General features: G+C 37.4%; 21 protein-coding genes. 17 read left to right on the forward strand and 4 right to left on the reverse strand.

Features of this window, described 5'->3' with window-relative positions; genetic code table 11:
* From ACFIJK_RS03940 to ACFIJK_RS04015, 16 genes are all read left to right on the forward strand, one after another.
* Window positions 1-344, forward strand: a 344-nt coding sequence (locus ACFIJK_RS03940) for a YadA-like family protein (protein ID WP_375626668.1), incomplete at its 5' end; no start/stop codon positions are given.
* Window positions 341-943 (forward strand): invasion associated locus B family protein, encoded by a 603-nt coding sequence (locus ACFIJK_RS03945; RefSeq protein WP_375625562.1) that lies wholly within the window; start codon window positions 341-343, stop codon window positions 941-943. The genes ACFIJK_RS03940 and ACFIJK_RS03945, both read left to right, overlap by 4 nt.
* Window positions 944-1862: 919 nt before the next feature.
* Window positions 1863-3173: a Ppx/GppA phosphatase family protein gene (locus tag ACFIJK_RS03950; protein ID WP_375626670.1), complete on the forward strand. Its 1311-nt coding sequence runs from the start codon at window positions 1863-1865 to the stop codon at window positions 3171-3173.
* A 29-nt stretch (window positions 3174-3202) separates the two neighbouring features.
* A complete protein-coding gene (locus ACFIJK_RS03955) occupies window positions 3203-3931 on the forward strand; it encodes an RlmE family RNA methyltransferase (RefSeq protein WP_273790641.1) in 729 nt (242 codons plus the stop codon).
* Between the two features lie 173 nt (window positions 3932-4104).
* Window positions 4105-5130, forward strand: coding sequence for a GTPase ObgE (obgE, locus tag ACFIJK_RS03960; RefSeq protein ID WP_375626673.1), 1026 nt, complete (start codon window positions 4105-4107; stop codon window positions 5128-5130).
* Between the two features lies 1 nt (window position 5131).
* A complete protein-coding gene (proB, locus tag ACFIJK_RS03965) occupies window positions 5132-6271 on the forward strand; it encodes a glutamate 5-kinase (RefSeq protein WP_375626675.1) in 1140 nt (379 codons plus the stop codon).
* Window positions 6272-6316: 45 nt separating this feature from the next.
* Window positions 6317-7573, forward strand: a complete 1257-nt coding sequence (locus ACFIJK_RS03970) for a glutamate-5-semialdehyde dehydrogenase (RefSeq protein ID WP_375626677.1) — start codon at window positions 6317-6319, stop codon at window positions 7571-7573.
* Window positions 7574-7602: 29 nt separating this feature from the next.
* Complete coding sequence (locus tag ACFIJK_RS03975) at window positions 7603-8196, forward strand: nicotinate-nucleotide adenylyltransferase (RefSeq protein WP_375626679.1); 594 nt, start codon at window positions 7603-7605, stop codon at window positions 8194-8196.
* Between the two features lie 111 nt (window positions 8197-8307).
* On the forward strand, window positions 8308-8694 hold the full coding sequence (rsfS, locus tag ACFIJK_RS03980) for a ribosome silencing factor (protein WP_375626681.1): 387 nt from the start codon (window positions 8308-8310) through the stop codon (window positions 8692-8694).
* A 1-nt stretch (window position 8695) separates the two neighbouring features.
* Window positions 8696-9178, forward strand: coding sequence for a 23S rRNA (pseudouridine(1915)-N(3))-methyltransferase RlmH (rlmH, locus tag ACFIJK_RS03985; RefSeq protein WP_375626683.1), 483 nt, complete (start codon window positions 8696-8698; stop codon window positions 9176-9178).
* A gap of 96 nt (window positions 9179-9274) precedes the next feature.
* On the forward strand, window positions 9275-10555 hold the full coding sequence (locus ACFIJK_RS03990) for a murein hydrolase activator EnvC family protein (protein WP_375626685.1): 1281 nt from the start codon (window positions 9275-9277) through the stop codon (window positions 10553-10555).
* Complete coding sequence (locus tag ACFIJK_RS03995; RefSeq protein ID WP_375626687.1) at window positions 10545-11855, forward strand: S41 family peptidase; 1311 nt, start codon at window positions 10545-10547, stop codon at window positions 11853-11855. Before ACFIJK_RS03990 ends, ACFIJK_RS03995 begins: the two co-directional genes overlap by 11 nt.
* Before the next feature lie 39 nt (window positions 11856-11894).
* Entirely contained in the window at window positions 11895-12416 is a 522-nt protein-coding gene (locus tag ACFIJK_RS04000) for an RNA pyrophosphohydrolase (protein WP_375626689.1), read from the forward strand.
* A gap of 99 nt (window positions 12417-12515) precedes the next feature.
* Window positions 12516-13076 carry an invasion associated locus B family protein gene (locus ACFIJK_RS04005; RefSeq protein ID WP_375626691.1) on the forward strand — a complete coding sequence of 187 codons (561 nt, stop codon included), beginning with the start codon at window positions 12516-12518 and terminating at the stop codon, window positions 13074-13076.
* A 328-nt stretch (window positions 13077-13404) separates the two neighbouring features.
* Complete coding sequence (locus ACFIJK_RS04010; RefSeq protein ID WP_375626693.1) at window positions 13405-13698, forward strand: YggT family protein; 294 nt, start codon at window positions 13405-13407, stop codon at window positions 13696-13698.
* A gap of 22 nt (window positions 13699-13720) precedes the next feature.
* Entirely contained in the window at window positions 13721-14035 is a 315-nt protein-coding gene (locus ACFIJK_RS04015; RefSeq protein ID WP_375625575.1) for a DUF167 domain-containing protein, read from the forward strand.
* Between the two features lie 54 nt (window positions 14036-14089).
* On the opposite strand, the gene ppa is transcribed toward ACFIJK_RS04015, so the two are convergent.
* The 3 genes from ppa to mgtE form a co-directional block, all read right to left on the reverse strand.
* Window positions 14090-14620 carry an inorganic diphosphatase gene (ppa, locus tag ACFIJK_RS04020; protein ID WP_375626696.1) on the reverse strand — a complete coding sequence of 177 codons (531 nt, stop codon included), beginning with the start codon at window positions 14618-14620 and terminating at the stop codon, window positions 14090-14092.
* Between the two features lie 68 nt (window positions 14621-14688).
* Complete coding sequence (typA, locus tag ACFIJK_RS04025) at window positions 14689-16515, reverse strand: translational GTPase TypA (protein ID WP_375626698.1); 1827 nt, start codon at window positions 16513-16515, stop codon at window positions 14689-14691.
* A 1270-nt stretch (window positions 16516-17785) separates the two neighbouring features.
* Window positions 17786-19162, reverse strand: a complete 1377-nt coding sequence (gene mgtE, locus ACFIJK_RS04030) for a magnesium transporter (RefSeq protein WP_012754587.1) — start codon at window positions 19160-19162, stop codon at window positions 17786-17788.
* 551 nt (window positions 19163-19713) lie between these two features.
* Here mgtE and ACFIJK_RS04035 point away from each other — a divergent pair.
* Complete coding sequence (locus ACFIJK_RS04035) at window positions 19714-21738, forward strand: M3 family metallopeptidase (RefSeq protein ID WP_375626701.1); 2025 nt, start codon at window positions 19714-19716, stop codon at window positions 21736-21738.
* A 162-nt stretch (window positions 21739-21900) separates the two neighbouring features.
* On the opposite strand, the gene ACFIJK_RS04040 is transcribed toward ACFIJK_RS04035, so the two are convergent.
* Window positions 21901-22977 (reverse strand): SGNH family hydrolase, encoded by a 1077-nt coding sequence (locus ACFIJK_RS04040; RefSeq protein ID WP_375626703.1) that lies wholly within the window; start codon window positions 22975-22977, stop codon window positions 21901-21903.
* Between the last annotated feature and the right edge of the window lie 9 nt (window positions 22978-22986).

Below are 22986 nucleotides of genomic sequence, written 5' to 3' on the forward strand. Positions count from 1 at the left end.
AGTATACGGATGAGAAAGTTTCTCATATTGTAAAAGATGGAGTTAATGAGGCTAATTCGTATACGGATATGAAGTTTGAAACGTTAAATTATGCTATTGAGGATGTTCGAAAAGAGGCAAGACAAGCTGCAGCGATTGGTCTAGCGGTGTCAAACTTACGTTACTATGATATACCAGGATCTTTAAGTGTTTCATTTGGTAGTGGTTTATGGCGTAGTCAATCCGCATTTGCTATTGGGGCTGGTTATACATCTGAAGATGGAAATATTCGCTCGAATGTATCTATTACGAGTGCTGGAGGTCACTGGGGGATAGGTGCTGGAATTACTCTGAGGTTGAGATGATAATAGAAAAAATGGCTGTTATTGTAAAAAAGAGAAGTATGTTAGTAAAGGTTTTGTTTGCTCTTGCCTTAATAGGCAAGAGCGAAAGCTTTGCTAATGAGAACAATAATATTTATACAGTGCATCCACCGCACTTATCGATACCTAAGGGAGAACCTGGTGAAACACGTCGAATTATTATGCAGTTTTATGACTGGACTTTGATTTGTGACGAAAAACAAAAGCTTAAACATAAGCAAGGTATATGTAATGTGACACAGACTGTTCATGATCAAGAAGGAAATACCATTTTTAGTTGGTCTCTTGTGTCTACGACAAGTGGTCAAGCAGTGATGCTTTTTCGGACATTGCCAAATTCTGATATAAATGTTCCGATTCAAATGTTTGTAAAAGGTGTTAAAAAACCTGTTCTTATTCATTATACGCAATGCAATGAAACTGTTTGTTTGGCACAATCGCCTGTAGGGCCGGTTTTGACTAAACAAATAGAGCAGGACAATAAAGTACGTATTTCCTATAAAATTAAAGAAGGAAAGGTATTTTCTTTTACTGTACCATTTAAAGGATTAAATGCGGCACTTAATTCTTTACGTCCTTAGAATCCATCGAGTGTTTTTAACAAGATTCATTTTTCATAAATTGTTATATTATATTTTTGAGTGTAAATTATAAGGCCAAATAAGTAAGAATTTTTATATAATATGATATAGAGGTAATTTATTGGAAAGAGCGAGAGTTTTATGAATATAAAGTCACAATAAGTTCTTTGTATGTAATAGAAATTCAAGTTAGTAATTTCCATAAAGCTTAAAGAGTGATTTCGTTAGTTATTAAAAGTAAAAAAGATTAGCAATACTCGATTTAAAATAATTAAAAAGATAGCTTCCTTACAATAATAAGTAGGCTAAATTCTTTTTTAAAGCTTTAAATGGATTTTTAGAGCGATCTGATTAAGCATTAATATTTTTTAGATAAATTTATAATCCTAGAGAATTTTTTGAACGATAGTTTTAATTGGTATTCACAAAATAACAGCTATTGTAATTGCATTTTGTAGTACTACGGAACTTTTATTCCAGCATAATCAAAGCCATTTCATTGTATACAACAAACGAGGCTCGTGTGTGGATAACGAGATTGAAAAAAGAAAAATTTTTTTATAAACCGTACTAATGTATAGGTTGTTGTGACCTTAAGAGTCAGCAAATAGTATTGTTATAATAGAGGTGTGCTCCGTGTAAATGGTATAAAGAAAAGAGCAAAATTTATAAAAATTGATGCGAACGTAAACGATTAATTTATAGTTTTAAGTACATAAAGAGAAGCATGATTTTACGGAAACAATCAAAAGATTATACAAAAATCTGAATGATGCTAGTGTAGAAAATTTTAATGATAGGCAAAGAAAGAATGATTTTTTGTATTTATCATTTGATGCTGCATTATTGCTTTATTTAGGAATGAGCAGAAGAGTTTTCGCGTTTATTTATTGGGGGGAACGCTCAAGGGATAAAAGAAATGACCCCGTTAAATTATGGTTCAAAAGAGTTAAAGCGAGGAGAAATATACGATACCAAAGCAGATCAGTTGTATGATCAGGGCGGTAGTAATACAAATAATCGTTCTGCATTGTCACGAACAGAGGCATACTCTGTCTTTGTTGATATAAAGAGACAACAGAGAAAAAAACATTATGAACAGAAACAGGCTTTTGTTCAATCTGAGACAGCTTTTGAGTTTCATAGTCAGATAATGATAGGTGCTCAAAAAACAAAAAAACTCAAAGCGCCTTTTCTTCGACGGTTCCCTCCAGTAAAATCTCCACCTCTTTATGCTGCACTCGATCTCGGAACGAATAATTGTCGTCTTCTTATCGCATCTCCCAGTAAACCTGGATATTTTCGTGTTGTTGATGCTTTTTCTCGTATTGTAAGATTGGGAGAAGGTTTAATAAATAACGGTTTTCTTAATACACGAGCTATGGATCGTGCGATTGAAGCATTAAAGATTTGTCATTTAAAGCTAAAACAAAGGCATATTAAGTGTTATCGCTTGATTGCAACAGAAGCTTGTCGTTCTGCAGAAAATGGTAGACATTTTATTCAGCGTGTTTTGGAGGAGACAGGTCTTGAATTGGAAATTGTTGATCGGCAAACAGAAGCGCGTTTTGCTGTTACAGGGTGTAGTACACTTGTTGAACCAAATACTGACGCAATTGTGCTTTTTGATATTGGAGGAGGATCATCAGAAATTGTGCTACTAGATGTTTCTCAAAAGCGTTCTTTTCGTTTAGCTAGACAAATTATCGCTTGGACTTCTCTTCCCGTTGGTGTTGTTACGCTTGCTGAACGTTTTGGAGGGAATGATATTAGCTTAGACGATTTTGAAAAAATGAAAAGCTATGTGCGAGGGTTGTTAAATAATTTTTCAGATCGTCATAAATTAGGAGAGTTAGCGCAAGGTTCGAAGTTTCATCTTTTGGGAACTTCTGGTACGGTTACGACTTTAGCAGGAATGTATCTTAATTTAGAGCGTTATGATAGGAAAAAAGTGGATGGCATTTGGATGAATGATGCAGATATTACACTTATGACACAACGCCTATTATCATGGGATATAGAAAAACGTGTCATAAGTCCTTTTATTGGGCGCGAGAGAGCAGATTTAGTTTTAGCTGGTTGTGCAATTTTAGATGTTATTCGGGAAGTTTGGCCAAGCCAGCGTTTAAGAGTTGCTGATCGTGGATTAAGGGAAGGAATTTTGATAGATCTGATGTTACGCGATGGGGTATGGTGTCGTCATAGAAAGAGCAGAGGTTCCAAGCGTTAGAGAATTAAATATGGAGACAATGAATAACGATGAAAAAAACAACAAAAACACCGAGAGGTGGCTATGGAGGTTCAGGGTCACATGAATTATATCAGCGCGTAAAAAAGAAAGCAGGAACCATTAAAGCTTCATCACGACGATGGTTAGAGAGGCATCTGAATGATCCTTATGTTCATCAATCAAAAGTAGATGGTTATCGTTCGCGTGCGGCTTATAAACTCATTGAAATTAATGAGCGTTATAGGTTTTTGAAAAAAGGTCAAAAGGTTATTGATCTAGGAGCAGCACCTGGGGGCTGGTGTCAGGTGGCTGAGCGTATAGTAGGGTCAAGTGATGAAGATCCTAGCGTTGTTGGTATTGATTATTTACATGTTGATCCATTGCCTAGAGTTGCCATGTTGGAAATGGATTTTTTGCATACAGATGCACCGCAGAAATTAATTGAAACTTTAGGGACCAAACCGGATGTGGTTCTTTCTGATATGGCAGCACCAACAACAGGTCATCGTCAGACGGATCATTTAAGAACGATTTATTTATGTGAAGTTGCGGCTGATTTTGCTCTTTCGGTTCTTAAGCCTGGGGGACATTTTTTAGCAAAGGCTTTTCAAGGAGGAGCAGAAAACACTCTTCTCACGATATTGAAACAGCATTTTAAAAAAGTTTATCATGTTAAACCGCCCGCAAGCCGATCAGAATCAGTAGAGCTTTATCTTCTAGCACTTGAATTTAAGGGAAAAACAAAAATACAAGAATAGCGCCTTCTTTTAAGAAGACTTAACTTCACTTAACCTATTTAGATGTGATGATTTTTTTCTCAAAGAGTTATCGGCGATATTGACAGTTTTTTTGTTATCAATGATGAAAAACTGGTAAAACTAATGTATTGCCTATAGAGGTAGAGAGATTGATTCCTCAGAGAGTGCTTCCAATGAAATTTCTTGATCAAGCTAAGGTTTATATTCGTTCTGGTAACGGAGGTTCTGGAGCAGTATCATTTCGTCGTGAAAAATTCATAGAATTTGGGGGACCTGATGGGGGGAATGGAGGACGGGGTGGTGATGTTTGGGCTCTTGTTGTTGATGGGCTTAACACGCTGATTGATTATCGCTACCAACAGCATTTTAAAGCAAAAACAGGGGGGCATGGCAAGGGTCGTAATATGACGGGTGAAAAGGGTGATGATGTCATCCTTAAAGTTCCGGTTGGGACGCAAATTTTTGAAGAAGATAATACAACGTTAATCTGTGATTTAACAGAAGTGGGACAGCGCTATCGTCTTGCAAAAGGAGGGAATGGCGGTTTTGGTAATCTGCATTTTACAACATCAACAAATCGGGCACCGCGTCGTGCAAATCCAGGTTTGACTGGAGAAGAGCGTGCAGTATGGCTTCGTTTGAAGTTAATTGCTGATGCTGGGCTTATTGGTTTACCCAATGCTGGAAAATCAACTTTTTTAGCTTCTGTAACGGCTGCAAAACCAAAAGTTGCAGATTATCCTTTTACCACTCTACATCCTCATCTTGGTGTTGTACGTATTGATGGTCGTGAATTTGTTTTGGCTGATATTCCAGGATTAATTGAAGGAGCGCATGAAGGTGTGGGAATTGGAGATCGTTTTTTAGGACATGTGGAACGTTGTCGCGTACTGCTTCATCTAATTTCTTCTCAAGAAGAAGATGTAGCAAAAGCATATCAAATTGTGCGTCATGAACTTGAGGCATATGGAAATAATCTAAGTGATAAAACTGAAATTGTTGCTTTAAGCCAGATAGATACTCTGACAATTGAAGAGCGTGAAGCTAAACGGGAAGCTTTGCAAAGAGCAGCGGATCAACCTGTTATGATGTTTTCTGCGGTTAGCCGCGAAGGTTTAGAAAATGTGCTGCGTGCTGGTGCACGTATTATTGAAATGTCACGCAAAGAGGAGATTAGTGGGGATAGCAAGGTTGATTGAGATGGCTGTTGGATCGCAAAAACTTACACACTATAAACGTATCGTGGTCAAGATTGGATCTGCACTTTTGGTTGATCCACAGACGGGTTTACGCGTTGAATGGCTTAAAAGCTTGATCAATGATGTTGTTGAATTGCACAAAAAAGGCGTAGAGATATTGTTGGTGTCTTCAGGTGCTATTGCTTTAGGAAGGACATTGCTACAGCTTCCTAAGGGGGCTTTGAAATTGGAAGAAAGTCAGGCATGTGCTGCTTTGGGGCAAATTGAGTTAGCAAAAACCTATGGGGATGCGCTTGCTCAACATGGGCTCAAAACAGGCCAAATTTTGCTCACTTTATTTGATACGGAGGAGCGAAGGCGTTATCTCAATGCACGTGCAACGATTGAGATGCTTTTATATTTAGGAGCTGTGCCTGTTATTAATGAGAATGATACTGTTGCAACAACTGAAATTCGTTATGGTGATAATGATCGTTTAGCTGCACGTGTGGCAACAATGGTGAGGGCAGATCTTTTAATACTTTTATCCGATATTGATGGTCTTTATACAAAGTCTCCCCATAGTGATCCTACGGCTGAATTTATACCTTTTGTTGCATCCATTACGCATGATATCGAAAAAATGGCAGATGTTGCTGTTTCAGAGTTTTCACGGGGAGGAATGAAGACCAAGCTTGATGCTGGAAAGATAGCTAATGCTGCTGGAACGGCGATGATTATCACCTCAGGCAAGCGTATGAATCCTCTTGCTGCAATTGACAAAGGTGAACGCAAGAGTTTTTTTGCGGCAAGTAAGAAATCTGTCAATGCTTGGAAAACATGGATTTCTGGTCATTTAGATCCATCTGGTGTTTTGACGATTGATCAAGGAGCCATTAGGGCTCTTGAAACAGGAAAATCGTTATTAGCAGCAGGGGTTATTGGCGTTGAGGGAAATTTCCAGCGTGGGGATACGGTTGCAATTATTGATACAAATGGGGTTGAGATTGCGCGTGGGCTTGTAAGCTATGACAAAGATGAAGCTGTACGTATTATGGGACATAAAAGTGAAGAAATTGAAGCTATTCTTGGGTATGAGGCGCGTTCTGCTATGGTGCATCGTAATGATATGATTGTACGTTGCTTGATCAATTCTGTTTAAAAAAGTTACTTTTGTTTTTATTGTTTTCGCAGAGTGGATGATACGATGACTTTAGAAGAACAAATGAAAGATATGGGACAAAAAGCACGCTATGCCGCTGCAGCGTTGGCCGTTGCTTCTTCTGAGCAAAAGAATAATGCATTGGAAATGATCGCTTTAAGTCTAGAGGCTCAATCAGATGAAATTTTACGAGCGAATTGTCAAGATTTAGAGAATGCTGCTCAGAATAATTTGAAAGCTGCAATGATTGATCGGCTAAAATTAGATGACTTGCGTTTACGTGCAATGATAGACAGTGTTCGCCAAGTTGCTCGTTTATCTGATCCTGTTGGACAGGTCATGAGTGCGTGGCAACGTCCAAATGGGCTTCATATAAGTCGTGTACGAACACCTCTTGGTGTGATTGGTATTATTTATGAAAGTCGTCCAAATGTTACAGTTGATGCGAGTGCTTTGTGTTTAAAAGCAGGTAATGCTGCGATTTTGCGCGGTGGTTCGGATAGCTTTCATTCTTCTCATGCTCTTCATTTAGCTTTGGTACAAGGTTTAGAACGCTCTGGTTTACCTAAAGATGCTATCCAAATGGTTGGAACGACAGATCGCGCTGCCGTTGGGGAAATGCTCAAAGGATTGGATGGAGCGATTGATGTGATCGTACCACGTGGTGGAAAGAGCCTTGTTGCCCGTGTTCAGTCTGATGCACGTGTTCCAATTTTTGCTCATCTGGAGGGACTTTGTCATATTTATATTGATAAATCGGCAAATTTAGATATGGCACGCAATATTATTTTAAATGCAAAGTTGCGGCGGACAGGGATATGCGGTGCTGTTGAGACAGTTCTCATTGACAGCCAAGCATTAAAAAAATTTCTTCCTGTTTTAACTGCTTTACAGGAAAAGGGGTGTGAAATTCGTGCCACAGAAGATATTGTTTTTCTTATGCCAGATGTCAAATTAGCTTCTGAAGAAGATTGGTCACATGAATATCTTGATGCTATTCTTTCTGTTAAAACGGTTGAGGGTGTTGAGGGAGCCATTTCTCATATCAAGCGTTATTCATCAGGACATACGGAATCGATTATTGCTGAGGATTTGGAAGTGGTAAAGAAATTTTTTAATCATTTAGATTCAGCTATTTTGCTGCACAATGCGTCCACACAATTTGCTGATGGAGGTGAATTTGGTTTTGGAATGGAAATTGGTATCGCAACAGGAAAAATGCATGCACGTGGCCCGATAGGTGTTGAACAGCTAACTTCATTTCAATATCATGTTAAAGGAAATGGTCAGGTTAGAGCTTGAGAACACCATTTTTTCCATGGAAAAATTGTATGCCACATGTTGAAAGATCCAATGTTGTGGGTCTTTTTGGTGGTTCCTTTAATCCACCGCATGCGGGGCATCTTCTTGTTGCAAAAATTGCCATTCGGCGTTTGCATCTTGATCAGTTATGGTGGATGATCACTCCAGGAAATCCTTTAAAGGATTGTACACAGTTGCTCTCTTTAGAGGAGAGAATGCAATTAAGTTTTAAACTTATTGACCACCCGAAAATTCGCTTAACAGGTTTTGAACAGGCTATAGGGAGTAAAGTATCAGTAGATACAATTTTTCATATTCTTACCCATTATAGTGACGTAAATTTCGTATGGATTATGGGGGCAGATAGTTTTACGACGATACATCATTGGTATCGATGGCATGATATCGTTTCTATGCTTCCTATTGCGATTATTGATCGTCCTTTAGGCAATCGGTCAGCACTTTCTTCTCCTATGGCACATATTTATCGTCGTTTTCGTTTGGATGAGAGAGAAAGTAAGCGATTACCTTTTATAAAGCCACCAGTTTGGACTTATTTGCATGGACCTTTATCTTTTCAATCTTCAACAAACCTGCGTTTGAAAAAGAATGATTTTTCTTGAATATTTCATAAGATTCTGCTTCTCTTTAGAGAAATCTCTTTTTTAGATTCCACAACGATAAGAAAGGATATTGATCTGAAAAACATTGCACACAAACACTCTTGCGATAGTATGCTTTCAAAAGAAAAAAAAGTTTTTTCTGTTAGTGAGAGTCTTGAAGTTATTCTCAAGAGTTTAGAAGATACAAAAGCAGAAGATATTGTTACTATTGATATTCGAGGAAAGTCATCTTTGGCTGATTATATGGTCATAGCTTCAGCAAATTCGCAGCGTCATGTATCTTCTGTTGCTGATCATTTATTACATACTTGGAAAGATAGTGGGCAGGGGCTTGCGCGTGTAGAAGGGCTTGCTGGAGGTGACTGGGTATTGATTGATACAGGTGATATTATCACTCATCTTTTTCGTCCAGAAATTCGTCTTTTTTATAATTTAGAAAAAATATGGATGACTCCGGATTTAAACGATACAGCTTTGCGTTTCTTCGGAGATCATTAAAATGCAAATTTCTATTTTTGCGGTTGGTCGTATGAAAAGTGGGGCGGAGCAAAAATTAGTTCAGCATTATTTGGATCGTTTTTCTAAAATTTCTGGAGTTGTAGGCTTTCATTTAAAAAAGTTACAAGAGATACCAGAAAGTCGTGCTCAAACAGCGTGTCAACGTATGGAGGAAGAGGGGAGAAAACTTATTGAATTTTTACCTGAAAAATGTCGATTAATTGTGTTAGATGAGCGTGGAGAATCGATTTCTTCAACTTCTTTTTCTGAAAAATTGAGATGTTATCGTGATGAAGGCATTCGAGATGTTGTTATTGCTTTGGGAGGACCTGATGGGCATAATGAACAAATAAGGAAGCATGCTGATTTTCTTTTATCTTTTGGTTTGATGACGTGGACACATCAAATTGCACGTATTCTTCTTACAGAACAACTTTACCGCGCTGTGACAATTGAAAATAATCATCCGTATCATCGTTTTTAATATTTTTGTGCAATTTTTAGCACTTATTTATATATTTATTAATATTGTTTTAGCTGACACCATTTAAAGCATCTCTAATGTATACGATGAGGTGTCATGGTTGGGCAAATGAAAAAGCTTCTTCATAGAAAGATGCTATATTTATATGGGGAGTGCGTGATATTTGTCATTTTGCTCTTGAGTATGTTTTTTTGCTTTTCTGTATCACATGCGGAAGATACAATGAGGAGTACGCAAGCACATAAAGAATTAGGAGAAATTCGCCAAAATATTTCACTTTCGCGTGAGCGTGTTGCTTTTCTTACGCATCAAGTTGAGCATTTAAAAAAAGATCAACGTGTTTTGAGTGATGCACTCATAAAGGCGGCTAAAGAAGAACGTACAGTAGCAGATGATATTGCTAAAAGGGAAGAAAAGCTTAAAAAAATGATAGAAGAGCGGGTACAAGTCTATCAAAGTTTAAAAAGTCGTCGCGCTGAATTTGCGGAAGTTCTTGCAATTTTGGAACGTATGGGATTGAATCCACCTCCTGCTCTTATGATACAGCCAGAGGACGCGTTGGCTTCTATACGTAGTTCTGTTTTATTAGGTACTGTTATTCCTCAGATGCAGGAGAAAACGCGAGATTTAACACAGAAACTCAAGGAGTTGACCAATTTGAGTAATTCCATTACTACGGAATATACGGCGTTAAAGACAAAACTGCAAAATCAAGCAGAGCAGCGAAAACGTCTAGAGCTTTTATTAGACAAAAAAAATAAACTACAAAAAAAATCAGAAAAAGAACTTACAGAACAACAACAAAAGAATATTGCTCTTGCTAAAAAAGCGCAGTCTTTGGAAGAATTGATTTTAGAGCTCGACCGTCAGTCAAAACTTAACTCTGATGCATCAGTACAGGTACGGAAAAGTTTGCAATTGTTAGAACAGTCCAATTTTGAAAGCCGAAAAGGTTCTTTACTTTTTCCTGTTTCAGGAAAAAGAATACATCACTCTAACAAGAATTCGCAGATTACGCGCTTTGGTGAAACGATAGAAACAGAGTCAGGAGCTGTTGTTATATCACCTGTGGATGCTTTTGTTGCTTTTGCTGGGCCATTTCGTTCTTACGGACAGTTAATTATTCTCAATGTTGGAAATGGTTATCATATCATTCTTACTGGAATGTCGAGAATTAATGTAAAACAGGGGCAGTTTGTTCTTTCAGGTGAGCCTCTGGGTATAATGGAGATGCAATTTATTTCAAACAGTGTTGCATTGGATATAGGAAAAACTTCTCCAATGCTTTACATTGAGTTTAGAAAGCAGGGAAAACCTGTAAATCCAACTCCTTGGTGGCAGACTGAAAAAATAAGAAGGAGCCAAAATGATTCGTAAAGTTATTCTTTTGGTCGCTGGGGTATTGCTCGGCGCCTGTTCAATGATTATGGTGCAGTCTGTTGCTGCAAATAATGAAGATAATGCATATAAAAAGCTAGCTATATTTGGCGATGTTTTTGAGCGCGTGCGTATGCAATACGTTACAGTTCCAGATGATAAAAAGCTTATTGAAAATGCTATCAATGGCATGCTCACATCACTGGACCCTCATTCATCTTATTTGAATGCTGAAGAAGCCAAGGATATGCGGGATTCTACGAAAGGAGAGTTCGGAGGTCTTGGTATTGAGGTCACTATGGAAAAAAACTTAATTAAAGTTGTTTCACCAATGGATGATACTCCCGCTTCAAAAGCAGGTATTCTGGCAGGAGACCTTATTTCAAAAATTGATGATGTACAAACGAATGGTCAAACATTGAATGAAGCTGTTAATAAGATGCGAGGTGCTCCTGGAACACCAATTACCTTAACAATTATTCGTTCTGGCGTTGATAAGCCATTTGAAGTGAAGATTGTTCGTGATATTATCAAAGTAAAAGCGGTGAAATATCGGGTTGAGGGTGACATTGGATATTTAAGAGTTATCCAGTTTTCTGAGCAGACATTGAATAATCTTCTGGCGGCAATTAAAGATATCCAATCTAAAATTCCTGAAGATAAGCTAAAAGGTTACGTCCTTGATTTGCGGCTTAATCCGGGTGGGCTTTTAGATCAAGCTGTTAGTGTTTCGAGTGCTTTTCTCAATAAAGGTGAAATTGTGTCGACTCGTGGGCGCAAAAAGAGTGATGTGACAAGATTTGATGCGAAGCCAGGTGATGTCATCAGTGGAAAACCGCTCATTGTCCTTATTAATGGTGGTTCGGCAAGTGCTTCTGAAATTGTTGCTGGTGCATTACAAGATCATCGTCGTGCAACAATTTTAGGGACGCAGTCTTTTGGTAAAGGATCTGTTCAAACAATTATTCCTTTGGGTGAAAATGGAGCTTTACGCTTAACAACAGCACTTTATTACACGCCATCTGGCACTTCTATTCAAGGGACAGGGATTACGCCTGATATTATTGTAGAGCAACCACTCCCTGAAAAATATAAGGGTTATGATGTAAAAGTTGGTGAGTCTGCATTAAAAGGACATATCAAAGGAAAACGAGAGAGTAATAAAGGATCTGGTTCAGCTGCTTTTGTTCCGAAAGACCCTAAAGATGATATTCAATTGAATGAGGCCTATAAGCTGTTACGAGGTGAAATGGCAAATGCAGCATTTCCACCAGATCCCAATAAGGATGTGTTAAAGTGAGAAATGATATCTATAGCTTGCGATTTTGAGGAATATTAAATGGATGCAGGTATTGATTTGAAGATTCTTCCATATCGCAAATGTGTTGGGATTGTTGTCTTTAACCATGAGGGTAAAGTGTGGGTTGGGCGTCGTTTAAAGATGCCCATTCATGCAGATATTGAAATATCTCATCGTTGGCAGCTTCCTCAAGGAGGGATTGATGAAGATGAAAAACCATTGGATGCAGCATATCGTGAACTTTATGAAGAAACGGGTATTCGATCTGTAAAGTTAATTAAAGAAGCACAAAATTGGTTCCACTATGATTTTCCACAAGAACTTATTGGGTGCACATTAAGCAATAAGTATCGTGGGCAAATACAAAAGTGGTTTGCTTTCCAGTTTACGGGAAAGCTTTCTGAAATTGCGATTAACCCGCCACCAGAGGGCAATAAAGCGGAATTCGATCAATGGAAATGGATCGATCTAGAAACCCTTCCGTTGATTGCTGTTTCTTTTAAAAAGCACGTTTATACGAAAGTGGTCAGCGAATTTCGAGGTAGCCTTAGACCATTATAAAAGCTATATGATGATGAGAAAGCTTTTTTTATTAAGATGCTTTATATTATAATAAATAATAAACATGTTTCTCTTTTACGTAAAGAACAGGAATATAAAATGAAAAAGTTATTTAATTTACTTATAGTTTTTACTCTCTTGAGTATTTCATCTGTTGCATTTGCAACAAGTTCAAAGCCTCCTGCATCAAAAGATGCGGCAGCGACATTGCCAAATGGAGCTTCTTCTTTGACTGAAACCTACGGTTTATGGACTATTAACTGTGGTATACAAGAAGGGAAAAGAATTTGTTTTATGCACCGTCAAGAAGTGAATGAGCAGGGGCGTGTTGTTGTGGCTATGGGCCTTACTCTCGATGCTGAGGGTGTTGTATCTGGTAATTTAACAGTTCCTTTTGGTATTTTGGTCTCTAAGCCTGTTCGTTTACAAGTTGATGAGGGAAAAGCTGTTATCGAAACTGGTATTCGGACTTGTGTACCAGCAGGTTGCATGGTTCCTGTCGTTTTTGACAAAAATCACGTAGCAGCTTTACGTTCTGGAAAACAGTTAAAGTTGGCAATGACAATTGCTGCTGCAGGTGAACCAGCTTTGAATGATTTATTTGTTCAGCTCAATGGTTTTAGCAGTGCTCTTAACCGTTTGACTGCTTTGCAGAAATAATTTTAAAAATAAAAGCGGCCTTTAAAAGGCCGTTTTTATTTTGTTTGTTTTTTATATATTAATAATTAAAACGATGAGATTTAAGATTAATCCTATAAGGGATATTCAGATTTTTTGCTGTTTCTTCTATTTTCATGTGCTATTTTTAATTTTGATATTTGTTTTCTAGCTGCATCGTCATTAAATAGAGAGATGAAGAATTTAGATGTCTGGTTTTTATTCAAGAAAAAAGAGTATTGAAGTATAAAACCATTTTTTGATACACAAACCTGCTTTAATGAAGGTTTTCTATACGCTCTTCTGTTTCCTTGATTGAAAGGGATCACGCATGATTTATGCATTGCTTCGGACGATTGATTTGATTTTTGATATTTATATTGATATTTTAATCGCTAGTGTTATTTTTTCTTGGCTTTATGTCTTTAATATTATAAATTCGCGCAATCGCTTTGTTGTTTTGATAGGAAGCTTTCTAAATCGTCTTACAAATCCTGTTCTAAGCCGTATCCGGCAAATTTTACCAAATTTTGGAACAATTGATATTTCACCTATTGTAGTGTTCATTATTATTTATTTTATTCGTAATTTCATGTGGCGCGTTTACGCAAACATGTATTTATAGAAATATTATTTGAGGCGAATACATGTTTTATCAAGTTGATAAAAATAACTTGATTTTGTTTGTATATCTCATTCCCAAATCATCTGTTGACAAAATAATAGGGGTTGAATGTAGAGATGGTGAAAAACAATATCTGGTTATACGCCTTCGTGCTGTTCCTGAAGATGGAAAAGCGAATAAAGCTCTCATTAAATTTCTTGCGAAGCAGTGGAGAATACCGTCTTCTTCTATTTCTCTGAAAAATGGCGCAATATCTCGCTACAAACAACTTTACTTTTCAACACATTTAGAAGAGTTAAAGCAGATATGGCAATCCTTTAGAGATTGCATCTCGTAGAAAAAATAAATAATAAAGCCTATTATAAAAACAGGCTTTATTTTATTAAAATCGTTATATTTTTTTATTGCGCTCAACAGCTTGCTTAATTAATTCATAAGCAAAGTTTTTATCACGCCATCCTTCAATTTTAGCCCATTTTCCAGGTTCCAGATCTTTGTAATGCTTGAAGAAATGTTCAATTTGTTTGAGAGTAATCTCGGGTAGATCTGTATAGTCATGAATATTGATATAGCGTTTTGTTAATTTTGGAGTGGGAATGGCAATAATTTTTTCATCTTTACCACCATCATCTTCCATCATCAGAGCTCCGATGGGGCGAACATTGATAACACAACCAGGCATAAGTGGACGGGTATTACAGATAAGGACATCAATAGGATCACCGTCATCTGAAAGCGTATGAGGGACAAAACCGTAATTTCCAGGATAAACCATTGATGTATGAAGAAAACGGTCAACAAATAATGCGCCCGACTTTTTATCCATCTCATATTTTATTGGTTGCCCACCAAGGGAGACTTCCACAATAACGTTAATATCTTCTGGTGGATTTTTGCCTACGGGTATTTCCTTAATATTCATAGAGACATCCTTTCTGGGATATAGTGAGGCTCAATACAATTAAGTATTTTACCAAAGAGATTATGAAATTAACTTGAAATTGATGCACGTGTTTTTTCAAAACGTTTACGTTCATTAGGATCAAGATAGAGTTTGCGGAGACGAATATTTTTAGGGGTTACTTCCACAAGCTCATCATCTTGTATCCACGATAAGGCACGTTCTAATGTCATTTTAATGGGAGGCGTTAGCTTTACGGCTTCATCTTTTCCGGAAGCGCGCATATTGGTGAGTTTTTTTCCTTTTAACACATTAACTTCTAAGTCATTATCTCGTGAGTGGATGCCAATAATCATACCTTGATAGACTTTCACACCCGCATCGATGATCATAGGTCCACGATCTTCAAGATTAAAAAGAGCATAAGCGACAGATTCACCGTTGTCATTTGAAATCATAACACCATTAACACGACCAGCAATGTCTCCTTTATAAGGTTCATAAGCATGGAAAAGGCGATTCATAATTGCTGTACCACGTGTGTCCGTTAAAAGTTCAGATTGATAACCAATGAGTCCTCGGGTTGGTGCATAAAAGACAAGGCGGACACGATTACCTCCAGAAGGGCGTAATTCCACCATTTCTCCCTTACGTTCAGACATTTTTTGTACAACAGTACCGGAATATTCTTCATCAACATCGATAACAACTTCTTCGATTGGCTCAAGAGTTATTCCATTTTCATCTTTTTGCATAACAACACGTGGGCGTGAAACACTAAGCTCAAATCCTTCACGGCGCATATTTTCAATGAGAACTGCAAGCTGTAATTCTCCTCGCCCTGAAACGTAGAAAGAATCTTTATCGGCTGATTCTTCAATTTTAAGAGCGACATTGCCTTCTGCTTCTTTTAACAATCGGTCACGAATGACACGACTTGTTACTTTATCGCCTTCAGTTCCAGCAAGGGGACTATCGTTGACGAGAAAACTCATAGTAACAGTAGGAGGATCAATTGGTTGGGCAGTAAGGGGTTCATTAACAGCAGGATCACAGAAAGTATCAGCTACGGTACCTTTTTGTAGGCCTGCAATCGCAACAATATCACCAGCACTTCCTTCTTCAATGGGTTGCCGTTCTAAGCCACGAAATGCTAAAATTTTTGAAATACGCCCAGTTTCTAAAAGTTTTCCATCTTGTCCAAGAACCTTGACACTTTGATTGGGTTTTAGAGAGCCAGAATGAATCCGCCCTGTAATAATTCGTCCCAAAAACGGATCCGCTTCAAGAATAGTTCCAATCATGCGGAACGGTCCTTCTGCTACACTAGGAGAAGGGACATGCTGTGTCACAAGATCAAATAAAGGACCTAATCCATGATCTTTTGGTCCCTCGGGGGCTTCAGCCATCCATCCATCGCGTCCAGATCCATAAAGAATAGGAAAATCAAGCTGTTCATCGGTTGCGTCAAGAGCAGCAAAAAGGTCAAAAACCTCATTAATGACTTCATCAACGCGTGCATCCGGTCGGTCAATTTTATTAATAGCAACAATAGGGCGCAAACCCACTTTCAATGCTTTGCCAACGACAAATTTTGTTTGTGGCATTGGTCCTTCAGCAGCATCAACAAGTACAATGGCTCCATCAACCATATTTAGGATACGTTCAACTTCTCCGCCAAAGTCGGCGTGTCCTGGTGTATCAACAATATTAATTCGAGTATCTTTCCAAACAACAGATGTCACTTTCGCTAGGATTGTAATTCCACGTTCTTTTTCAATATCGTTTGAATCCATCATACGTTCGCTTGTACGCTGATTATCACGGAAGTTTCCTGATTGCTTGAGAAGTCCGTCTACAAGCGTTGTTTTCCCATGGTCAACGTGGGCAATGATGGCAATGTTACGCAATTGCATAAATTTTCTTCTTTTCGTTTAATGAAATTTCATTTGAGGCAAAGTCTTTACATTCTTTGCCTGACTATTAAAAAACCTTTTACATGTTTTTTTATAATTTTGGAAGATGGAGGCAATATTTTTATGGCAAAACTATTTATCCAAGTCTTTAAGGCTCTATTAAGCTTCAATTGCTGGAGCTTCGTAAAAGGATTTTTATAGTACGTATGTTCTATTCTCGAGTTAAGAATTATCCCAAAAATCACCGTCAACTTGATTTCTATCAATATGACACAAGGAGTTTATATGAGCTCTTGTAAGAGTAAGTAAGTATAAAGCTAGCCGTATTATTGTTGTTTTTTTGCAAAGAGATTGATAAAAATCCCGAATATCTCTTAATTCATAGCCAATTTATTACAACTGTACGATATTTTTATTCTAACACAGCTTTTTCTTATTCTATAACTTGTCAATCAAAATCCAGATCTAATGCAACCGTGTATTTGAGGTAAATATTGAGACGATTAAGCATTTTATAAGAAGTTCTAGCTTTTGTATGACAGATTGGGGCAAGAATTATATCTGTTTTATTTATTTATTTATGAAACCGGAATACAGTCTTTTTTAGAAAGAAGATGAAGGCATCAAAAGAAAATTCTTATCTTTGCCGTTAAGCCAAACTTATGCTTTCAAAAGCATCTAAGCAATATCTTCTAAGCCATGGAGATAGTGCATTACCTCACACTTTTGTTAATCGCATTCTCTAATAGGAGTATGCTTTTCATGCCAAACAGAACGCTTCAAACAGAATACACTTGTTGTTGCATATTCATGTACTTAAGAGAGTTTTCTGAACGTACACTAAATCCATTCCATGATAGGGCTCATAAATGATGTAATATACGTGAATAGTATACCTATCAACACCTTTGTGAAGAAATATAAAGCCTATAGAGCATATCATTATTATTCTTTCTCAGCTGTCAATATTGCAACAGTTTTTGATACGAGAGAGAGGATATAAGGAGTATTTAATTTTTTTCTTGAATAGTTTTTAGCTATACACCAATCCCGTTTGTGACTGGCAAGAAGATGACTTTAATTGATTTAATATGAGAAGCTTTATGATGAGGCAAATTCACGATATTCGGAGCTGTTATTCAATAAAAATAATAAATTGTTTATGGAGCGGTGCGCTAGAAAATAAATTAATGGAGCTTATTCTCTTCTGGAAAGATCTTAGGTTACATGACAAAGTCTTTCCAGAAGAAAGAGTTTCTACTTTACATGTTTAAAGAAGAGTTCCTGACAAAATGATGGAAGCTACAGAGAAATAGATTATAATGCCCATGACATCTACTAAAGTTGCCACAAAAGGAGCAGAAGCACTTGCTGGATCAAATTTTAAACCTTTAAGAATAAAAGGCAGCATAGATCCAGAAAGAGAACCAAAGGTAACGATTCCGACTAAAGCTGTACCTACTGTTGTCGAAACAGCAATCCAATGTTGCCCATAGTCGTAGATACCGAATTGTTGCCAAAGAGCAATGCGCGTAATGCCAATAATTCCGAGTAAGAGACCAAGAGATAGTCCTGTTGGAATTTCACGAATGAACACTTTCCACCAGTCTTTCAACGTGAGTTCACGTAAAGCCAATGCACGGATAATAAGGGATGTAGCCTGTGAGCCGGAATTTCCTCCTGAGCTCATAATGAGAGGTATGAACAGTGTAAGAATAATCGCTTTTTCGAGTTCTGTTTCGAAATGTTGCATAGCACTTGCTGTCAGCATTTCACCGACAAAGAGTAAAGCGAGCCATCCGCCACGTTTTTTCATCATTTCAGGAAATTTAATTTGCATATAGGGCTTATTAAGCGCTTCCATACCCCCAAATTTATAGGCATCTTCATTCATCTCATCAACCATAGTATCAAGCACGTCATCGACGGTTACAATGCCAATGACATGGTTACTTTCATCAACTACAGGCACAGAGAGAAGATCATGGCGCTGGAAAAGGCGTGCGATATCTTCATGATGTGTGAAGGGCGATATTGTAATGGGCGAGTCATGGGTAGGGACATTAAGAATTTGTTCATCAGGTGAGGCAAGAATAAGGTTACGCAGTGAAACAGCTTTGAGAAGAATACCTGTTTTAGGGTCAATTACATAGCTGGTATAAACGGTTTCACGTGTTCGCTCGACCTCACGAATGTGATCCAACGTTTTTTGTATAGTCCAGTTTGAAGGAACGGCTATAAACTCTGTTGTCATCAGTGCCCCTGCTGTATGATCAGGATAACTGGTGAGTTTTTTAAGTTCAGCGCGCGTTAAGGGTTTAAGCAAGGCATAAAGTCGTGTGCGGGTTTCTTTATCCATTTCTTGAAAGACGTCCGCAGCAGCATCGGCAGACATGCCATCAAGAATTTCAACTGCACGATTTATAGGGAGAAGTTCTAGGATGGAAGCAGGTTGCTCAAGCTCTGGTTTATCAAAAAGTTCGATAACATAATCAAGAGGCAGAAGACTAAGAATGGTTACACGTTCCATGATATCGAGGTCATTGATGATATCAATAGAGTCTGCAAAATGCTGATTTTTTAACTTTTCAGCGAGAGCTTCAGGAGAAAAATTTTTGAAGTCGAAGGTCGTTTTAATTTCAGTCATGATAAAGTACCTCCTGAAGAGTTGGAGAGTTGTAAATCTAGATAATAGATGAGATAAAAACAAAAGTTTATGGAAGATTTAAAAAACTCCCCAGCTATATTCCCAATTGTTAATATTTGAAGTAAAGTCAATGGTAAATTATAGGTTATAAACAAGTTTCTGAATCAATAAAACAAGAATACAGTTTAATTTGAGAATAATATAAAAGCGTAAATGTAAAAATCAGTTCTGATTTTTACCATCATTTCTTTGATGCAGTTTTGCGATTTTCAAAAGGATCTACAGCAATATTTTCTAAAGAGTGGAGATTATGCCTTTCTTCAAGTGTTTTTATTAATATGCAATTGTATTGTGATGTGCGAACGAATAATCTTTATTTCTCCAATATAATATGGTTTGAAATGAAAGAATTTTACGATTTCTAGATTTTTTTATTCAATAGCGTTTGGAAAGGTCGTTTTGAAACTCACGAAATAGTTTTAGTATATTATCAATTTGTGTCGTAAAGATAATCGTTACAGCTTAAATTTATAATGGAGACATAAAGTATTATGACAAAAGCAGCAGTGCTGGACTGGAAGGGATTTTCAGGTCTTCCTGATTTTTCTTCTATCAGTGATGAAGATTTTAAACCCGCTTTTGAACAGGCTCTTCAAGAAGCCGAAGAAGAACTAGAGGCGATTGCGATGGTGCAAGAACCACCAACGCTTGAGAGTTTTTTGCAGCCTTTTGAGCTTTGTGGCAAAGCGCTTGATCGTGTTTGTTCAATATTTTTCTTGCGCACCAGTGCTCATACGAATGTATTAATTCAACAGCTAGAGCAAGAGTTCGTTGTAAAACTTTCTCGTTATTCTTCAAAAATGATGATGGATGCACGGATATTTGCAAAAATAGATGTGCTTTATAAACAGTCGCAGCTGGGCATATTTGAGAGTGAAACAACACGTGTTCTTGAATTATGGTGGAAAAAGTTCGTTTGTCATGGGGCAAAACTCGATGAAAAAGCTAAGAAACGGCTTTTGGAAATTAATGAAAGACTTGCTTTTTTAAATGCTACTTTTGGACAAAATGTCTTAAATGATGAAGCTGAATGGATTCTGTTTTTAAAACAGACCGACTTATCTGGTTTACCGCAAGATCTCATTGATTCAATGAAGGAAATTGCGTGTGAAAGAGGTAATGAAGAAGCGTATGCATTAACACTAGCACGTTCGATTGTTGAACCTTTTTTAAAATTCTCTGATCGTCGTGATTTGCGTGAGGTTGCATTCCAAGCTTGGGCTAAACGTGGTGAAAATAATAACAAGAATGATAATAAAACAATTATTGTAGAGATTGTTGCGCTTCGAGATGAGCAGGCGAAATTATTAGGATATAAATCTTTTGCAGATTTGAAACTCGATAATACCATGGCTAAAAGTGTTGATTCCGTTATGGATTTGCTTATGCCTGTATGGGAGCGTGCAAGAGCGAAGGCTTCTACTGAGCAAATTGAATTACAAAATTTTGCCAACAATCAGGGCAGCAATGAATCTTTAGCTGCTTGGGATTGGCGTTATTATACTGAAAAACTTCGCACTGAAAAACTTTCTTTCGATAGCGCTGAAATTAAATATTATTTTCAGCTTGATCGTATGATTAAAGCGGCTTTTGGGGTAGCAGAAAAACTCTTTGGCATTACGTTTGAAGAAAAAAATGCTGTTGCACTTTGGCATCCTGATGCACGTTTGTGGGAAGTAAAAAAGTCTGATGGAAGTCTACTTGGGCATTTCATTGGTGATTATTTTGCACGTTCTTCAAAACGGTCCGGTGCGTGGATGAGTAGTTTGCAATCACAATATAAATTGGATGGCGGACAAAAGCCTATTATCTACAATGTTTGTAATTTTGCTAAACCACCCAAAGGGGAGGTTGCTCTTTTATCACTTGATGATGCGCGTACGCTTTTCCACGAATTTGGGCATGCATTGCATGGTTTGCTTTCTGATGTCACATGGCCATCTGTATCGGGAACATCTGTTTCACGTGATTTTGTTGAGCTGCCTTCTCAACTTTACGAACATTGGTTAACTGTACCAGAGATATTAAAATCTTATGCTACGCATGCAAAAACAGGACATCCTATGCCGCAAGCATTAATGGATAAGGTTTTGTCAGCACAGACATTTAATGCTGGCTTTGCTGCAGTTGAATTTACTTCATCAGCTCTCGTAGATATGGCTTTTCATAAAGGACAAAAGGTAACTGATCCAACAGGATTTGAACGCCAAGAATTAGAAAAGCTGCAAATGCCTGATACAATTATTATGCGCCATCGTCCTCCACATTTTACGCATATATTTTCAGGTGATGGTTACGCCGCTGGTTACTATTCTTATATGTGGGCGGAAGTCCTTGATGCTGATGCTTTTCAGGCTTTTGAAGAAACGGGAGATGTTTTTAATTCAGAGCTTGCTGATAAGTTGAAACGTTTTATTTACTCTGCTGGGGGAAGTCGTGATCCAGAGGAGCTTTATAAAGCTTTTCGGGGACGGATGCCTTTACCAGAGGCAATGATTAACAAACGTGGACTATAAGATATAACGGTATGGTTAATACCATGCCGTTTTCATATTATTCGAAAAATGCAGTTGTGATTTATACGAATTCTCTCTTCATTATAGCTCTGTAAACAGAGTTTTTTATCTTGTTCACCTTTTGTTTATGAAGGAAATTAGATTTTGTCTTTTAAAGAGACATTATGGGAAAGAAAAATTATCAGCTCGATCTTTTTGATGCCCATTTGGTGCAAACCATGATTTTTTTATAAAACTTGACTTTCTTTTGCCTAAAAGGTGAGTGTTTTGTTGTGCCATATCATCGAGGCTCATTGGAGGCTGACGCATAATATTGCTCCGCTCTTTATTCTCTGATTCTTGTATAAGTTTTTGAATAGCTTGATCGGTTGAGTAAGGATTTTTATGAGAAAAGGCATAAAAATTTAAAATATTTTTCAATGGTTTTTCTAAATAAGAGGCAAGTTTTTTCTTTCCTTCAGAGGTGAAATGCATGCCATTATTGGTGCGTAATTTGGTTATTTTTCCATTAATATCATAGCCTGAAAAAGAAAAATTTCCTGTCTCATCACTAAAGCCGCTCCAGATATCGAGGAAATATCCTCCTGCTGTTTCTGTTTCTTGTTTATAGAGCACATTAAAAATTTTCATTTTTTGTGTCAAAAGGTCATTTCTAAAGGCAGGTTGACTTATCCATATCCATGATTTTCTAGAGGCATGAAGACTTTCAACAATTTCGATAATTCTTTGTTTGTAGATGTGCATCCATTCTGATTGATCTGTGTTAATTGTTCTATAAGAGTCTGTGATTGGTTGATTGTCATTTGCACCGATCATCATGATAATAACATCGGGGTTATTTTGATCAATGAGTTTAGGAATATTGCTTTGCCAAGAATAATAATTCGTCCGAACTAAGCCGGAAGCTGGCATTGTATTGTTCATGATAACGATATCGCTATTATTTATAAAAAACTTCTTAAGTGCATCGGCAACAGCAGAAGCTGTAAAATCCCCTATGACAAGAATGCGCTTTGCATTCTCATCTTTTAGCTTTTGTATGTTTTTTTGTGTTACGATCTTTTTTTGCGGCTTGTCTATTTTTTGTTCTATAATTTGCGGTGGTTGTTGCGTCTGTTTGTTATGTTGTGATAACCATTTGAAGAAGTTCGTTGCTTTACTTGGGGATGGCTGTATGATCCCCACAATGGAAAGTGAAAATAGCAATAATGCCAAGTATATCAGGCGAACAGAAGACAAAACCTTAGT

This window comes from Bartonella sp. PS17NMGDW (assembly GCF_042193555.1).
Lineage (GTDB): Bacteria > Pseudomonadota > Alphaproteobacteria > Rhizobiales > Rhizobiaceae > Bartonella > Bartonella grahamii.

What these genes read in the sequence shown, in the direction of transcription:
- proB (WP_375626675.1), top strand. Translation starts at nt 5,132, where the DNA reads ATGGCTGTTGGATCGCAAAAACTTACACACTATAAACGTATCGTGGTC.
- ACFIJK_RS03955 (WP_273790641.1), top strand. Translation starts at nt 3,203, where the DNA reads ATGAAAAAAACAACAAAAACACCGAGAGGTGGCTATGGAGGTTCAGGG.
- ACFIJK_RS03975 (WP_375626679.1), top strand. Translation starts at nt 7,603, where the DNA reads ATGCCACATGTTGAAAGATCCAATGTTGTGGGTCTTTTTGGTGGTTCC.
- rlmH (WP_375626683.1), top strand. Translation starts at nt 8,696, where the DNA reads ATGCAAATTTCTATTTTTGCGGTTGGTCGTATGAAAAGTGGGGCGGAG.
- ACFIJK_RS03990 (WP_375626685.1), top strand. Translation starts at nt 9,275, where the DNA reads ATGGTTGGGCAAATGAAAAAGCTTCTTCATAGAAAGATGCTATATTTA.
- ACFIJK_RS03945 (WP_375625562.1), top strand. Translation starts at nt 341, where the DNA reads ATGATAATAGAAAAAATGGCTGTTATTGTAAAAAAGAGAAGTATGTTA.
- rsfS (WP_375626681.1), top strand. Translation starts at nt 8,308, where the DNA reads ATGCTTTCAAAAGAAAAAAAAGTTTTTTCTGTTAGTGAGAGTCTTGAA.
- ACFIJK_RS04010 (WP_375626693.1), top strand. Translation starts at nt 13,405, where the DNA reads ATGATTTATGCATTGCTTCGGACGATTGATTTGATTTTTGATATTTAT.
- ACFIJK_RS04015 (WP_375625575.1), top strand. Translation starts at nt 13,721, where the DNA reads ATGTTTTATCAAGTTGATAAAAATAACTTGATTTTGTTTGTATATCTC.
- ACFIJK_RS04005 (WP_375626691.1), top strand. Translation starts at nt 12,516, where the DNA reads ATGAAAAAGTTATTTAATTTACTTATAGTTTTTACTCTCTTGAGTATT.
- ACFIJK_RS04035 (WP_375626701.1), top strand. Translation starts at nt 19,714, where the DNA reads ATGACAAAAGCAGCAGTGCTGGACTGGAAGGGATTTTCAGGTCTTCCT.
- obgE (WP_375626673.1), top strand. Translation starts at nt 4,105, where the DNA reads ATGAAATTTCTTGATCAAGCTAAGGTTTATATTCGTTCTGGTAACGGA.
- mgtE (WP_012754587.1), bottom strand. Translation starts at nt 19,162, where the DNA reads ATGACTGAAATTAAAACGACCTTCGACTTCAAAAATTTTTCTCCTGAA.
- ACFIJK_RS04000 (WP_375626689.1), top strand. Translation starts at nt 11,895, where the DNA reads ATGGATGCAGGTATTGATTTGAAGATTCTTCCATATCGCAAATGTGTT.
- typA (WP_375626698.1), bottom strand. Translation starts at nt 16,515, where the DNA reads ATGCAATTGCGTAACATTGCCATCATTGCCCACGTTGACCATGGGAAA.
- ppa (WP_375626696.1), bottom strand. Translation starts at nt 14,620, where the DNA reads ATGAATATTAAGGAAATACCCGTAGGCAAAAATCCACCAGAAGATATT.
- ACFIJK_RS03995 (WP_375626687.1), top strand. Translation starts at nt 10,545, where the DNA reads ATGATTCGTAAAGTTATTCTTTTGGTCGCTGGGGTATTGCTCGGCGCC.
- ACFIJK_RS03970 (WP_375626677.1), top strand. Translation starts at nt 6,317, where the DNA reads ATGACTTTAGAAGAACAAATGAAAGATATGGGACAAAAAGCACGCTAT.
- ACFIJK_RS03950 (WP_375626670.1), top strand. Translation starts at nt 1,863, where the DNA reads ATGACCCCGTTAAATTATGGTTCAAAAGAGTTAAAGCGAGGAGAAATA.